This window comes from Streptomyces sp. NPDC000345 (genome assembly GCF_042898825.1).
In the GTDB taxonomy this organism is placed as follows: domain Bacteria; phylum Actinomycetota; class Actinomycetes; order Streptomycetales; family Streptomycetaceae; genus Streptomyces.
In genome coordinates, this window is sequence record NZ_JBIAZE010000007.1 from 86,804 (window position 1) to 100,572 (window position 13,769).

The window sequence follows — 13,769 nt, forward strand, 5'->3', positions numbered from 1 at the left end:
TACTCCTTGACGATCAGGGGTTGGCTCACTCACTCTGACCGAGTTACTTTCTCCTGGGAAGTACATACCTTCAGGTGAGGTGAGCACGTGCAGGAAAGCACGCGAGGCAACGTCCGCAATCCCGCCTGCCCCGGCAGGCAGCTGTTCGACCTGGTCACCGCCCGGTGGGCCGCCCTCGTCCTGGTGGACCTCATCGACGGCCCGCAACGCTGGTCCGAGCTGCGCCGGCGGGCCGGCGGCGTCAGCGACAAGATGCTCGCGCAGACCCTGCGCGACCTCGAAGCCGGCGGACTGATCACCCGCACCGTGCACACCGGCCGCCCACCGACGGTGCAGTACGCCCTGACCGACCTCGCCCGCGGCGCCACCGCCGCACTGCAACACCTGCAGAACTGGGCCGAACAACACACCAGCGACTACGCCCACCACCGACACACCCACACCACCGACCCGAAGCCCTGAAAAGGGCAGGCTCGGTGCGCACTCCGCCCCGTGCTTCCGCCGTATGAGCGAGCGCCCTGACCAGCATGAACTGCGTGCAAAGCTCAGGGCTCGACTCGCCGTCGCTGACGGTAGATGCGCAACGGCTTCTGACCCTGCTGATCGCGGTCGACGCGGGATCGTCGGTGTTCTTCGTGCGGGGCACCGGAGAACCCAGGGACAAGGGTGCAGGCCGAAGCGGCACGACATCTTCGGCGTGCCCAGGTTCGGATGCGGCCGGTCTGCGGTCCCCTCAGGCGGACGGGGCCGACGTGTCCGATCCGGCCCGCCCGGCATCCGCGCCCCAGCTGGCAAGCAGCCTCAGGGCCTCCGCGGACGGTGACCCCGGCTGCGCGTGATGCGTGATCAGGGCCGAGTTCCGCCGTTGGGCAGGCTGAACGTCTCGAAGGACAGGGTGAGGTCGCCGACGAGGGGATGCCAACCGAAAACTCAGTTGTCGAACGGCGGTACGTCGCCCGGTGTGAGGTCTTCTCGAAGCCGCAGGAAGCGCACTGGGTGACGGTAATGGCCCTCGTCGACAGCGGTATCGGCCAGCCGGTCCGACGATCCCCTCCCGTTCCCCCGAGTCGACGCTCCCACTGCACAGCGACGGGCGGATGCCGGAGGCCAGGTCCCCGGGTCTGTCGTCGTACGGGTGCTCGAAGGCCTGGGCGCCCGGCACGAGGCCTGCAACGGACCTGGGACTTCGCACGGCACTATGTGCCGCCCCGGTACGCGGAAGAGGAGTCCGCCGTCTTGACGGCGGTCGTGACGGAGCCCGGAAAAGAATCAGCGGATGGTGCTGCGCCAATTGGACGCCGATCCGCGCACGCCGCAGCAGGTACCGGCGCACGCCACGGCCCGGCTGTTCACCGCGGGTGATCCCGGCATCGATGTGGCCGTCGGCGACCGCGGGGGAGATCTCCGGCGTCGCCATCGGGACCGCGCCGACCTCGAGTCCGGGACTGCTGCGAATCAGCTTGTCCACCAGGGCCGGAGCCGTCTCGGCCCCGGCGCTGAGGCTGTATCCGATGCGGAGCGTGCCCAGCTCACCGGCCCCCGCCCGCCGGGCGGTGTCCCATGCCCGGTCCAGCGCCGCCAGCGCAGGCGGCGCGGACTCCGCCAAAGCCGCACCGGCCGTGGTCAATACGACGCTCCGCGTGTCTCGAACCAGCAGGGCGTTACCGAGTTCCGTTTCCAATCGGCGAATCCGGGCGCTGAGCGCAGGCTGCGCGATACCGATTCGGGCGGCCGCGCGGGTGAAGTTCAACTCCTGCGCCAGCACCAGGAAGTACCGCAGGCTGACCGTATCCGGTGCCATGTGCCCTCCCTGCCGATTGATAACGATCCGTTCTGAGTCTATCCCGTATTGATCTTTCCCCCGACCCCACGTCAAGCCCTAACCTGCGCATATGACGATTCAACTGACCACGGTCCTGGACATCGCACTCACGCAGCCCGCCGACCCTGATCTGGACGGAGGTCGTCATGCATAAGTTGGTGGTCCTGTATTCCAAGCCCGCCGACCCTGACCACTTCCGCGACTACTACGTGACCAACCACCTTCCACTGGTCATGAATTGGCCCGGCCTGCTTGCGTGGCGCTACAGCTTCGACGTGGCGGCGACCAAGGGAGAAGCGCCGTATTTCGCGGTCTTCGAAGGCGACTTCGCTGACGCCGCCGCCATGGCCGCGGCGCGGGCGTCGCCGCAAGGCCAGCGGGTTGCCGCCGATGTCGCCAACTACGCCACCGGCGGTGCGGTCATCATCCACTATCCGGTGCAGGACGGCACCGGCTGAGGCAGGCCGGTACGCTCCGGGACGCGTTCGGTCGGCCGTTGCGGCCAGGTCCGGCTATCGGCGGACGCCGTTCGCGGTTGCCGGTTCGTTGAGCGTCAAAGGTGGGCCGATGTCCTGGCCGGATGTCACGGTGGTTGATGCGTGCGTGCGGCGCGACGGCCGGGGCGGTAGCCCCACATCCGTTACCGACGACGACCCGGCGGCGACGGACGCGGACCGGCGTGCGGTCGCTGCTGCGGCCGGCACCTCGCACGCGGCGTTCCTCGGCCCGGGGCGGACGCCGGACGGTGGCTGGCCGGTCCGGTTCTTCACCGCCACCGCCGAACTGTCCGGCTGCGGCCACGGCACCGTTGCCGCGCAGGCCGTCCGGTTGACCCGCACCGCGCTGGGCGAGCTGAACGACCGCCAACACACCGGCGGGCGCACGTTCGACACCGTCGCGATCCGCCGCCCCGCCGGCATCGAGGTGTGGTTCGACCAGGGCCTCGTCGCGCTGCGTCACCCGGCACCGGACGAGCGCGCCGCGATCGTCGCCGCGCTCGGGCTCACCGCGGACGACCCGCATCCGACCGACGCGCCACGGATCGCCGCGCCCGGCGCACCACGCATGCTGGTACCGGTCCACGACCGGTCGGCGCTGCTCCGAGTCCACCCACACCTCGGCCGGCTGACAGCGGCGTGCCAGCGGTACGGGCTCCTCGGCTGTTTCGTGTACGCACCGCCGGTGGGCGACCGACCGGGTGCGGCGCGGATGTTCGCGCCGGCGATCGGTGTCGACGAGGACGTCGCCAACGCCAACAGCACCGGCTGCCTGGCCGCCCACCTGCTCGACACGACAGGGGCACAGACGGTCGCGATCGAGGTGGAGCAGGGTGACAGCCTCGGTCGACCGGCCAGCGTGCTCGCTTCGGCCCGACGCGGGCCGGCGGGCATCACGACCCGGGTCGGCGGGTTAGCGGTGGTCCGCGACGGACACCGAGGCGACAACTAGACGAGTAGTTCCGATGTGGCTCAGTGGTCGTAGGCGATGAGTGAGCGGGTGATGGGTGCGCCGGTGTTGCGGTTATGCCAGATCGCGCACGTCATCGCCAGGATCCGCTGGGCCACGCGGACGCCGACGCCTTCGATGGTGCGTCCGCCGTGCTGCTCCAGGTCGAGCTGGCACTTGAGGGTGTCGTTGACCGATTCGATCAGCTGGCGGACCGTTTTTGGCAGGGGTTCGGCCGGGTGCGGGGTGCCGCGGTCGCGGTAAGGGGGCCGCAGCAGCTGGATGCCGCGGGCGGCGAGGAAGCGGTCGAGTTCGGCGGCGATGTAGCCCTTGTCGGCCAGGATCAGCAGGCCCGGCCGGGCGGTGGCCAGGGGCGGTTCGTTGTCTATCAGGGCGGCCAGGACCTGCCGTTCGTCGATCTTCGGGTCGGCCAGGGCCCAGGTGACAGGCAGCCCGGCCGGGGTGCACACCAGGTGCAGTTTCAGGCCCCAGTAGACGCGGGAGTGGGAGCGGCAGTAGCCGTAGCCGGCCAGCCGGCCAGGTCGGAGCGTTTGACCGTCTCACGCGAGCGGGCGCACTTGACGGGTGTGGAATCCACGATCCACACGTCGTCCAGCCACAGGTCACAGTCGGCGGCCAGGGACCGGATGGCCTTCTTGACCAGGCCCAGCGCGGCCCGCAGGCGTTTGTTGTAGGCCGGCCGCTGGGGCAGGTAGGGGAACATGCCGTGCAGGTGGGCGTGAGCGAAGCGCAGCCAGCGGGCCTCGCAGTGGAAGCCCAGCATGGCCTGGGCCACGGCCAGGTGACCAGTTCCGCGTCGGTCAGCCGGGGCGGCCGGCCGCGCCACCGCGGGGTCTTCAAGCGGTCGTCGATGTGCACGTACAGTGCGGTCAAGAGGGTGTCCAACTCGGTCGTCACAACCCGATGTTGGACACCCTCCCTGCGTCCGTGAACCCCGCAGTCGGAACTACTCGTCTAGCTTGCTGCACACGTGCCCAGAGCTACCAACGTGCCATTCTGCGTGGGGCTGACCTGCCCCACCACATCCGGCAAGTCACGCACTGTTTCCTTCTTTCCCAGGAAGCTCGTCGTGCGGAGCCAGGACTGTCCAGCACTGTCTGCGAACTCAACTGACGCCACATGCCACTCGTCGGCCTGCGCGAGGCGGAAGGGTTTCCGATCCTCGCCTCTCTCAATCAACAGATCGTCCACCCTAAGAACCGTCTCCGAACAGGGAGGCACGCTGCCCACATACAGGGTGTAAGAGCCTTCATGCCTCAAAAAAACCATGGCTTCGAGTCCGTTCACTGGGTCAGGTGAGCCGTTCGCCAGGTGAATTTCGCGGTACCGCCCATCGGGGGAAGGCTGGTCCCAGAACCCAACTCGGGTCGCCTGCTCTCGCTCCTTCAGCTCGTTATCTTCCTGCGCCTGCTTGAGCTGTTGCTCAGCAATCACGGCGCTGTAGTACGTGGCAACACCTGTGAAGGCGACGCTGCCGATCGCCGCCACGGCACCAACCACGGTTCCGATGGTGACCCAGGGGATCCGCCCTCCCGGCTCTCGGCGAGGCTGACGCCTGCGGAGGTTGCGCGGCGCGTTCCCTCGGCGGGCAGGCCGTACCTGTGGACGCCTCCGCTGACGAGCAGTCATAGTGGTTTCCCTCCCACTGTCGTAGACACTGACAACAGCTTGCGCGACTTCGACTGCAGACGGCCGGACTCATCGGCCTCGTGGTCAGGATTGCCTGCGGTGTCCGCGGCGCCGACACCCGAACGGAACGGGGCAGGCCGTCATAGGCGGAGAGCCGGTACGCGACGGTGCGGCGGGCCTCCTGTTCCTCATCGCTCGCCCCGTCAGAGGTCAGCGGGAAGACCGCAGCCTCGTACATCGCGATGCTCAACAGGACCGTGTCGGCGATCCCTTCCGCATAGGCGTCGCCGCTCACGGCTTGGACGACGGTCACTGCGGGCCGGGGCGGGCAAGCATTCCGAATCCCGCGCCCACGCTGGTGGTTGACGCGCCCGCCACGGCGCCCACCCAGCCGTCCACGACGAAGCCGAAGCAGGCTCCGCTGCCCACCACGCACACCAGCAACGCGACGGTCATCACGTACACACGGGTGCCGAGCGGGGACGTCATGGCCAGCAGGATGAGCCACTCGGGTGGCGGACAGGCCAGGTGGAAGGGATGGGACGTGACATGGACGCTGCCGGAGCCGATGCTGACCACGCCAGTGCCCAGGCCCGATCTGCCGCCGGGCTTTGCCGGAGAGCCGAAGTTATGGACAGGGTTTGTGATCTGTCCGTTGTCCATCTCGTGGTTCCTCGGAGACGATCCCTTGGAACCAGCAGGCTCTACTCGGCTGGTGCGGCGGTCAAGGCGATGGTTGGGGGTACGACGCGTGCGCACAGGGGTCCGCCGCGTGCGTCGGTCAGGCCAAGGCGTCCGTGCAGCCGGCCGGTGCGTACGGCGGCGTCGAGGACGTCGGTGGAGACGGCGTCGAGGAGGAGTTTGGCGCGGCGGAACATCGTGAAGGTGCCGGCGTCGTCGACGGTGCCCCACGAGAGGTAGATGAACCGGCCGCCGGGGCGCCCCTGTAGGTAGGGGCCTTTTACGTCGATTTACATCGATGCCGGTCGGCGTGGCATGGGTGGCAGTCCATCGTCCAGGGGGCGTCGCCGGGCTGCGGGCCGAGCAGGTCGTCGCGGCGGTCGCGGCGTTGCACGGCGACGTGGAGTTCATCATCGGTGTTCCGGTTCCGTCAGGAGGGCGCCGAAGACGGATTGGCCGAGGTCCTCTGCTCGGGCCTCAGTGTCCATTGCTGGTTGGCGGCGTCGGTTCTAGGCGGTGCCCGGCCCGGTTTGTGAGAGGCGGACCATGGCGCGGTAGAGGGCGGTGGGCCTCGGGGCTTCGGGCAGCGGGGGGATTGGTGCGCCGGGCGCGGCGTAAGAGCGGATCATGTGGCCGACGAGGCGGCGCCAGGTGTCGGGGGCGGCGTCGCCGGTGGCGGTGACGACTCCGGCGTTGGCGATGAGCAGGATGACGACGTCCTGGTGAGTGAAGTCCTCGCGCAGGTGCCCGGTGTCCTTGGCGCGGGTGATGAGTTCGAGCAGCCGGTTGTACGCCTCGGCGCGGCGGGCTTCCAGCGCCTTGGCGGCGGGGAAGGTCATGGTCAGGACGTCGGCGAAGCCGCGGTCGGCGGCCTGCATGGCGCAGACGGTGTGGAGGTATCCGGTGAAGCCGCGCCAGGGGTCGGGGTTGGCGAGTGCTTCGGCGACGGCGTCGGCGTAGGCGTCCATACGGTCGGCGAAGACCGCGTTGACGAGTTCCTCCCGGGTGGCGAAGCGCCGGCCGAGGGTGGCCTTGCCGACGCCTGCCTCGCGGGCGACGGAGGCCATGGAGACGCCGAGTCCTTCGGTGGCGTAGAGGCGGCGGGCGGCGGCCAGGATGCGGCAGCGGTTGCGTTCGGCGTCGGCGCGCAGTCCCGTGCCGGGCTGCTGGCCTGGCGTCTGGTCCGAAGGTGGCGAGGTCATGCCCCCACTCTACCCAAGTGGAACGGGCGGCCCGCTTCTGCTGTACGGTGGGCGACAGCAAAAGTGGGACGCCTGGCCCACTTACTTGAAAGGACTTAAACGTGCCCAGCATCGCCATCGTCGGAGCCGGCCCCGGCATGGGCCTCGCCATTGCCCGCACCTTCGGCTCGCGCGGCTACGACGTCGCTCTCATCGCCCGCAACCGCGCCAAGCTCGACGACCTCGTCGGCCGGCTCACCGCCGAGGGCATCACCGCCGCCGCGTTCCCGGCCGACGTGCGCGACCACGGCGCGCTGACCCAGGCCCTCAAGGACGCCGCCAGCCGGTTCGGCGGCATCGACGTCCTGGAGCACTCCCCCGCTCCGAGCATCGCCTCCGTGAACCTCACTTCCCCGTCCCAGACCAGCCCCTCCGATGTGCAGGGATGGATCGACTTCCTGCTCTACAGCGCCATCACCGCCACCCAGGCCGTCCTGCCCGCGATGCGTGAGGCCGGCGCGGGCACCCTGCTCTTCACCAACGGCGCCGGCTCGGTCGATCCCATCCCGATGCTCGGAAACGTCAACCCCGCTCAGGCGGCGCTGCGCAACTGGGTGCTCAACCTGCACAAGGAGCTGGCCGGCACCGGTATCCAGGCCGCGCACGTCGCCATCGGCGTGTGGATCGGCGCGGGCGGCCCTCCCGAAATCCCGACCGCCGAGGCCGAGGAGATCGCCCCTCTCTACTGGGACCTGCACACCCAGCGCGACGAAGCCGAGCGCGTCTTCACCGTCTAACGCCTCCCGGCTCTCCCCCGTTGAGTCCTGATCCGCTCAATCCCTGTCCGCCGCGGCGATGCCCGCCGCTGCGCGGCCGAAGAAGAAGAAGGTCTCCGCTCCGATGAACGTTCCTGTGGATTCTGCAGGGCGTGCTCGCCGCGTTGTTCGTGGCAGCCGGCGTCACCAAGTCCACCCAGCCCCGCGAAAAGCTCATATCCCAGCTGCCGTGGGTCAGTGACGTCTCGACACCCGTGGTGCGTCTGATCGGCGTCGCCGAACTCGCGGGCGGCTTCGGGCTGATCCTGCCGGGCGCTTTCGACATCGCCACGGTGCTCACCCCGCTGGCCGCCACCGGCCTGGCTGTGATCATGGTCCTGGCCATGGGCCTCCACGCCCGCCGCAAGGAGCCGCAGGCCATCGGGTTCAACGCGATCCTGCTCATCATCGCCGCGGTCATCATGTGGGGCCGGTTCGGGCCCTACTCCTTCTGACCACCCGGCCCCTTGCCCCTTCACAGCGGCCCGGTCCGCGACCACGCTGGCCGGGCCGCTCCCTCTCAACCCCTGTCCGCCTACCGGAGACGACCGTCGAACTGGGCATCATCTCCCTGTCCGACCTGCAGACCGACCCCGCCACAGGAAAACCGCACGACCCGGGGCGCCGCACCCGCGAGATCGTCTCCTACTCCGTCGCCGCCGACCAGGCCGGCCTGGACGTCTTCGGTCTCGGCGAGCACCACAGCTGGGACTTCGCAGTCGCCAACCCCGCCGTCCCGCTGGCCGCCGATCGCCCAGGCCGCCGCCCGTATCCGGCTGGCCAGTGCCGTGTCGGTGCTGTCCACCGCCGATCCGGTCCGGCTGCACCAGGACTTCGCCTTCCTCGATCTGATCAGCGACGGCCGCACCGAGATCATTGCCGGGCGCAGTGAGTTCGTCGAGGCGTTCCGCCTGTTCGGCGTGGGCCTCGAGGACTACCACGACGTGTTCGCGGAGAAGCTGCGGCTGCTGCTCCGCCAGATGGACGGCGAAGCCCAGCCTGGTGGCGCCGCTTTTGTTCCGTAACCAGCCCGCCTCGTCGCCGGACAGGGTGAAGTAGTCCACCACCCCATCCAGACCAGATTCCGCCCCACCGACAGCCCCTTTCGTCACCCCCGTTCCCAGCGTTCGGGCTGGACGGTATGGGCGCCGGTGTACAGCGGGGACGGATATCGGCGACGGACTCCCTTACAAAAGGCGGACCTGGTGGATGGGCCGCCGCCGGAAAACTGTCATAGGAGTCAGCTGTGACCGAAGGCCGCCGCGGGGGCCACGCACAAGAGCGATGTGCTCGCCGAGGTCACCGAGCGCAGGCTGACCAGAAACCTGCGGACCGTCAACGCCCTGACGGACCCGACGGTCCTCGAGCCGGTGATCGCCGGTGTGACCGCGGGCTCAAAGAGGCGGGCACAGTGTCGCCGGTCGGGCGCCTGTCCATGGGTGAGTGGGGTTGCCGCATGGACAGGCGTGACTGTGGGCCTCAGGCCGCTTCGAGGAAGGGGTAGTCGGTGTAGCCCTCGGCGCCCGGCCCGTAGAACAGTTCCGGCCGCGGCTCGTTCTCCGGGTGGCCACCCTGCCAGCGCTCGACCAGGTCGGGGTTGGCGATCAGGGCTCGGCCCACGACCACGGCGTCGGCGTGGCTGGCCTCGATCTGCTGGAGCGCCTCCTCGCGGGTGGTCTGCCCACCGAAGGGGCCGCTGTTGACGATCAGCTTGCCGTCGAAGCGCCGCCGCAGCTCCTGCACCAGGTCGCCGCCCGGCTCGGCGTGCAGTACGGAGAGGTAGGCCAGGCCCAGCGGGCGCAGCTGGTCCACCAGGGTGCCGTAGATGGCCAGGACGTCGTCCCGGTCGGTCTCGAAGACGTCCCCGAGGACGACCTCCGGCGAGATCCGCAGCCCGACCCGCTCGGCACCGACGGCCTGGGCGACCGCCGTGACGACCTCGACGACGAAGCGGGCGCGGTTGTGCGGCGAGCCGCCGTATCCATCGGTGCGCTGGTTGGCCGCCGGGGAGAGGAACTGGTGGAGCAGGTAGCCGTTGGCGCCGTGGAGTTCCACGCCGTCCGCTCCCGCCTCGACGGCCCGGCGGGCCGCAGTGACGAAGTCCTCCAGGGCGGCACGGATCTCTGCGGTGGTCATCGCTTCCGGTACGGGATAGGGCTGCTCGCCCTTCTCGGTGAACGTCTTGTTGTCGATGGCGATCGCGCTGGGGGCGAGGATGCGGCGGCCGCCGTTGATGTCGGGGTGGGTGCCGCGGCCGGCGTGCATGATCTGCAGAACGATGCGGCCGCCCTCGGCGTGCACCGCCTCGAACACCCGCTGCCAGCCGGCCGCCTGCTCGTCGGTGGCGATGCCCGGCTCACCGACATACCCCTGCGACGCGTGGTCGGGGTAGGTGCCCTCGGTAATGATCATTCCGACGCTCGCCCGCTGCCGGTAGTACTCGACCATCAGGTCCCCGGGGATGCCGGAGGAACCGGCCCGGACCCGGGTCAGCGGTGCCATGACGATGCGGTTGGCGAGCTCGATCTTCCCCAGAGAGACGGGGGAGAAAAGTGACGGGACGGGCGAAACTTCTGAAGTGTTGACAGGCATGGGTTTCTTTCTTTCTGCACTACGGAGGGAAACGGGATGAAGGTCTGCGCCGCAAGGGGTCCACGCTGCCCCGGCGGAGGCGCGGATGCGGCCCTCGGGCAGGCGCGGGCCCGCTGACGGTGACGCGTTCCAGCACCGCGATCGGGGCGTGGGCGGTGTCGGCGGCGAACACGGTGAGAGCCGCATGCCGTCGGCGTCGGTGTCGGTGTCGACGCCGGTCAAGCGCAACTGCCCGCCGGATCCGGTACGAATCGGTGTCTGCAGGCCGCGCCGCGACCGACGAAGGCGCGGGCTTAGCTGAGCGGGACGTCCGCGACACCCTTGAGGTGGCTGAACGTCTCAAGGGAGTACCGGCCGTGGTAGCGGCCCATGCCGCTTTCACCGACGCCGCCGAACGGCAGGCCGGGCATGAGCAGTTGCATCACCGGCTGGCCCCAGGCGACGCCGCCGGAGGACGTCTCGTTCAACAAGCGCGACTTGACGGCCTCGGACTCGGTGAAGGCGTAGAGCGCGAGGGGCTTGTCGCGTTCGTTGATGAAGGCGATGGCGGCATCGAGGTCTTCGACTTCGACGACGGCGAGGATCGGACCGAAGATCTCCTCCTGCATGACCGGCGACGCGGGGTCGACATCGGTGAGCACGGTGGGTGCGATGAACAGGTCGTCGCGGTCGTGCTGGCCTCCCACCGCCGCCCGGCCGGAATCCAGCAGCCGGGTGAGCCGGTCGAAGTGCCGCTCGTTGATGATCCGGCCGAAGTCGGCCGAGGTCTGCGGGCTGGTGCCGAACTGGGCGTCGACCGCCGCGCGCAGGGCGGGGACCAGGGCGGCGGCGGTGGCAGGATCGGCCAGCACGTAGTCGGGGGCTATGCACTGCTGGCCCGCGTTGCCGAACTTGGCGCCCACCAGCCGCTTCGCGGTCTCGTCCACGTCGGCATCGGGTGCCACGAAGACCGGTGACTTGCCCCCGAGTTCGAGTGTGACGGGGGTGAGGTTCTTGGCGGCTGCGGCCATGACGATCCGGCCGACGGTGCCGTTGCCGGTGTAGAAGATGTGGTCGAAGCGTTGTGCCAGGAGGGCCGTGGTCTCCTCGGCGCCTCCCTCGACCACGGTGAGCACGTCAGGGTCGAAGTACTGTCGCAGGAGGCGTGAGGCGACCGCCGAGGTGTGCACCGCGATCTCGCTCGGCTTGGCCACCACGGTGTTCCCGGCGGCCAGTGCGCCGATGATGGGGTCGATGAGAAGGTGCAGCGGGAAGTTCCACGGGGCGATCACCAGGACGACCCCGAGCGGGTCGTACGTGGTGTAGGCCGTGGTCGTGGGACCGAAGTGGGCGGGAACCTCCACCGGGCGAGGCTGAAGCCAGTTCTCGAGATTCGCCAGCGTCTCGTCGATGTCGGCGACGGTGAAGTCGATCTCCTGCGTCTTCGCCTCGGCGGGGTTCTTCCTCAGGTCCGCCCAGAGCGCCTCGATCAGCTCCTGCTCGTTCTCGACCAGCAGGGCCCGCAGCCGCCGCATCTGGTCGACGCGCCAGTGCAGTCCGCGGGTGACGCCGGTGTCGAAGGTCGCACGAAGGCGGCCGACCACCTCCGCGGCCGTTTCCGTCTGGGGGGTCCTCGACTCGGTCCCCTGTGTCGCGGTCATGGGATGTCTCCGTTCTCGATGCAAGGCCACGCCCGGCTGCCTTCCAGCCGGGCACGGTCTCCAGCGTGCTGGCCGATCCGGTATTCACCCAGGTCACGGCTGTATGTACATCCGCTGTGCCTACCACTGACTGGTGCAGGCTGATGTGCGTCCGACCGGGGATACTCGAAGGCATGGACGAATACCCCGAACCGGTGCACGAGCCCGCCGACGGCGCTCTGGACGCGCGTGCCGAGCTCAGTGAGTTCTTGCGCACCCGGCGAGCCCGGCTGAAGCCGGAGGACGTGGGACTGCCGGACTTCGGGCGGTACCGGCGGGTGCCGGGGCTGCGCCGCGAGGAGCTGGCGCAGCTGGCCGGGGTGTCGGTGGGGTACTACACGCGCCTGGAGCAGGGCAACGGGCAGCACGTGTCGGCGGAGGTCCTCGACGCCATCGCCCGCGCTCTCAGGCTGAGCGACGCCGAGCACGCCCACCTCACACACCTGGCGAAGCCGAAACAGCACAAGAAGAAGCCGGCCGGCCGCACCCAGCAGGTGCGGGGCCCCCTGCGGATGCTGCTGGACACCATGGAAGGCGGCCCGGCGATCCTCGTGGGGCGGCGCTCGGACATCCTCGCCTGGAACCGGATGGCCGCGGCGGTCTTCGGCGACTGGGCCGAGTTGCCCGAGCACGAGCGGAACTGGGCGCGGCTGGTGTTCCTGCGGCCCGAGTACCACGACCTGTTCGTGGACTGGGAACGCAAAGCGAACGACGTCGTCTCTCAGCTGCGCATGGACGCCGGCTCCCATCCCAACGACCCCCGGCTGTCCGCGCTGGTGGGCGAACTCTCCGTGAAGAGCGAGGAGTTCAGGCGGCTGTGGGCCGCCCACGACATCAAGGACAAGTGTCACGGCATCCAGCGCCTGCAGCACCCGCTCGTCGGCGAACTCGATCTGCGCCTCGAGTCGTTCCATCTGGCCGACGACCACGAACAGACGCTGGCGACGTACATCGCCGAACCCGGTTCCCCGTCCGCGGAGGCACTACGACTGCTGGCCAGCTGGGGCACCGACGCGGCAAGGGCGGGAGCCGGGATGCCGCCGGCACGCACGGCTTGATGAACAGTTGATCATCGGTAGTCGGCTGCGCGCCACGCCCAGCGTCCCGTCGACCTTGCCGCCCCCGGAGCCCCCGGCCCCGGCACCCGCCGTCGCGCCAGTCACACCGGCCTCGCGCGAACCACGGAAAACCGAAGTACGTGCGCAGATCCCGGTCTGACTGGCTGACTACGGCTTTGGCCAGCTGCCCAACGCGAGGTCGGCGACTTGCAGCAGCTCAGGGCGGGAACTACCACTCGCGGCCTGGACGGCAATCCCATTGGCGACTGTTCTCAGGTAGAGCGCAAGGAGATGAGGATCTGTGGAAGGCGGAAGGTCACCGGCGTCCACCGCCTGTTGAAACCGGCGCGTCAAGTGGGCTATCCCGTCCTCGCGCCATGCGATGAGTGCGTCTCGGACTGGGCGACTGTCATCCCCGGTGGCCAACGCACCGTGCACGCCAAGACAGCCCGCGGGGAGTCCCGGCGTGGTTGCCGCCTCGACCGTCCCGTGGAGCACGGCAGTAGCCACTGCTGCACTTGTGGGCTCTGCCAGGGCTTGGCCGAAGTAGGCGGTCAAGCCCTCGGTGTACCGCTCCAGCGCCTTGTAGAAGAGGTCTTCTTTGCTGCCGAACGCCCTGTACAGGCCGGGGCGGCTGATACCCATCGCCTCGGTGAGGTCGTCAAGGCTGGCTCCCTCGAACCCCTTTGACCAGAACACCAGGACTGCATGATCGAGTGCCTCGTCGATGTCGAACGAGCGAGGCCTGCCGGGAGGGACCGGTGTCGTCGAGGTCATTTCTTCATCCTACTCCTTTGGTACCGATCGGTACGGATGTGCTAACGTGTTTCGTACCAATCGATACG

The 13,769-nt window shown here is 69.0% G+C and carries 16 protein-coding genes and 1 pseudogene; 7 read left to right on the top strand and 10 right to left on the bottom strand.

The features are described 5' to 3' along the window. Positions 1–87 precede the first annotated feature (87 nt). Positions 88–462 carry a winged helix-turn-helix transcriptional regulator gene (locus ACFY30_RS18395; protein ID WP_390846203.1) on the top strand — a complete coding sequence of 125 codons (375 nt, stop codon included), beginning with the start codon at positions 88–90 and terminating at the stop codon, positions 460–462. 271 nt (positions 463–733) lie between these two features. Here ACFY30_RS18395 and ACFY30_RS18400 read toward each other — a convergent pair whose 3' ends face one another. Beyond that, positions 734–1,801: a LysR family transcriptional regulator gene (locus tag ACFY30_RS18400; protein WP_390846204.1), complete on the bottom strand. Its 1,068-nt coding sequence runs from the start codon at positions 1,799–1,801 to the stop codon at positions 734–736. 167 nt (positions 1,802–1,968) lie between these two features. On the opposite strand from ACFY30_RS18400, the gene ACFY30_RS18405 reads away from it, so the two are divergent. Together ACFY30_RS18405 and ACFY30_RS18410 are read left to right on the top strand one after the other, a co-directional pair. Next, on the top strand, positions 1,969–2,280 hold the full coding sequence (locus ACFY30_RS18405) for an EthD family reductase (RefSeq protein WP_060905596.1): 312 nt from the start codon (positions 1,969–1,971) through the stop codon (positions 2,278–2,280). Between the two features lie 109 nt (positions 2,281–2,389). Then, the gene (locus tag ACFY30_RS18410) at positions 2,390–3,271 is read left to right on the top strand and encodes a PhzF family phenazine biosynthesis protein (RefSeq protein ID WP_390846205.1); all 882 of its coding nucleotides are present in this window, start codon (positions 2,390–2,392) and stop codon (positions 3,269–3,271) included. Between the two features lie 20 nt (positions 3,272–3,291). Here the strand turns inward: ACFY30_RS18410 and ACFY30_RS18415 are convergent. From ACFY30_RS18415 to ACFY30_RS18435, 5 genes and pseudogenes are all read right to left on the bottom strand, one after another. Beyond that, positions 3,292–4,186, bottom strand: a pseudogene (locus ACFY30_RS18415) (IS982 family transposase). Between the two features lie 57 nt (positions 4,187–4,243). Beyond that, positions 4,244–4,789 carry a hypothetical protein gene (locus ACFY30_RS18420; protein WP_390846206.1) on the bottom strand — a complete coding sequence of 182 codons (546 nt, stop codon included), beginning with the start codon at positions 4,787–4,789 and terminating at the stop codon, positions 4,244–4,246. A gap of 438 nt (positions 4,790–5,227) precedes the next feature. Beyond that, positions 5,228–5,581 carry a hypothetical protein gene (locus ACFY30_RS18425; protein WP_390846207.1) on the bottom strand — a complete coding sequence of 118 codons (354 nt, stop codon included), beginning with the start codon at positions 5,579–5,581 and terminating at the stop codon, positions 5,228–5,230. A 41-nt stretch (positions 5,582–5,622) separates the two neighbouring features. Further along, complete coding sequence (locus ACFY30_RS18430; RefSeq protein ID WP_390846502.1) at positions 5,623–5,889, bottom strand: DUF5990 family protein; 267 nt, start codon at positions 5,887–5,889, stop codon at positions 5,623–5,625. Positions 5,890–6,108: 219 nt separating this feature from the next. Continuing rightward, positions 6,109–6,801: a TetR/AcrR family transcriptional regulator gene (locus tag ACFY30_RS18435; RefSeq protein WP_390846208.1), complete on the bottom strand. Its 693-nt coding sequence runs from the start codon at positions 6,799–6,801 to the stop codon at positions 6,109–6,111. 101 nt (positions 6,802–6,902) lie between these two features. Here ACFY30_RS18435 and ACFY30_RS18440 point away from each other — a divergent pair, with 101 nt between their 5' ends. Together ACFY30_RS18440 and ACFY30_RS18445 are read left to right on the top strand one after the other, a co-directional pair. Continuing rightward, on the top strand, positions 6,903–7,577 hold the full coding sequence (locus ACFY30_RS18440) for an SDR family NAD(P)-dependent oxidoreductase (protein ID WP_390846209.1): 675 nt from the start codon (positions 6,903–6,905) through the stop codon (positions 7,575–7,577). Positions 7,578–7,708: 131 nt separating this feature from the next. After that, positions 7,709–8,050, top strand: a complete 342-nt coding sequence (locus tag ACFY30_RS18445; protein ID WP_390846210.1) for a DoxX family protein — start codon at positions 7,709–7,711, stop codon at positions 8,048–8,050. 80 nt (positions 8,051–8,130) lie between these two features. Here ACFY30_RS18445 and ACFY30_RS18450 read toward each other — a convergent pair whose 3' ends face one another. Further along, the gene (locus ACFY30_RS18450; RefSeq protein ID WP_390846211.1) at positions 8,131–8,400 is read right to left on the bottom strand and encodes a hypothetical protein; all 270 of its coding nucleotides are present in this window, start codon (positions 8,398–8,400) and stop codon (positions 8,131–8,133) included. Here ACFY30_RS18450 and ACFY30_RS18455 point away from each other — a divergent pair. Further along, complete coding sequence (locus tag ACFY30_RS18455) at positions 8,390–8,620, top strand: LLM class flavin-dependent oxidoreductase (protein ID WP_390846212.1); 231 nt, start codon at positions 8,390–8,392, stop codon at positions 8,618–8,620. The genes ACFY30_RS18450 and ACFY30_RS18455 overlap by 11 nt on opposite strands. 454 nt (positions 8,621–9,074) lie before the next feature. On the opposite strand, the gene ACFY30_RS18460 is transcribed toward ACFY30_RS18455, so the two are convergent. Further along, complete coding sequence (locus tag ACFY30_RS18460) at positions 9,075–10,187, bottom strand: alkene reductase (protein WP_390846213.1); 1,113 nt, start codon at positions 10,185–10,187, stop codon at positions 9,075–9,077. 293 nt (positions 10,188–10,480) lie between these two features. Further along, positions 10,481–11,827: an aldehyde dehydrogenase family protein gene (locus ACFY30_RS18465; RefSeq protein WP_390846214.1), complete on the bottom strand. Its 1,347-nt coding sequence runs from the start codon at positions 11,825–11,827 to the stop codon at positions 10,481–10,483. Between the two features lie 173 nt (positions 11,828–12,000). Here ACFY30_RS18465 and ACFY30_RS18470 point away from each other — a divergent pair, with 173 nt between their 5' ends. Beyond that, positions 12,001–12,924: a helix-turn-helix transcriptional regulator gene (locus tag ACFY30_RS18470; RefSeq protein WP_390846215.1), complete on the top strand. Its 924-nt coding sequence runs from the start codon at positions 12,001–12,003 to the stop codon at positions 12,922–12,924. Between the two features lie 168 nt (positions 12,925–13,092). Here ACFY30_RS18470 and ACFY30_RS18475 read toward each other — a convergent pair whose 3' ends face one another. Further along, complete coding sequence (locus tag ACFY30_RS18475) at positions 13,093–13,701, bottom strand: TetR/AcrR family transcriptional regulator (RefSeq protein WP_390846216.1); 609 nt, start codon at positions 13,699–13,701, stop codon at positions 13,093–13,095. Positions 13,702–13,769 lie beyond the last annotated feature (68 nt).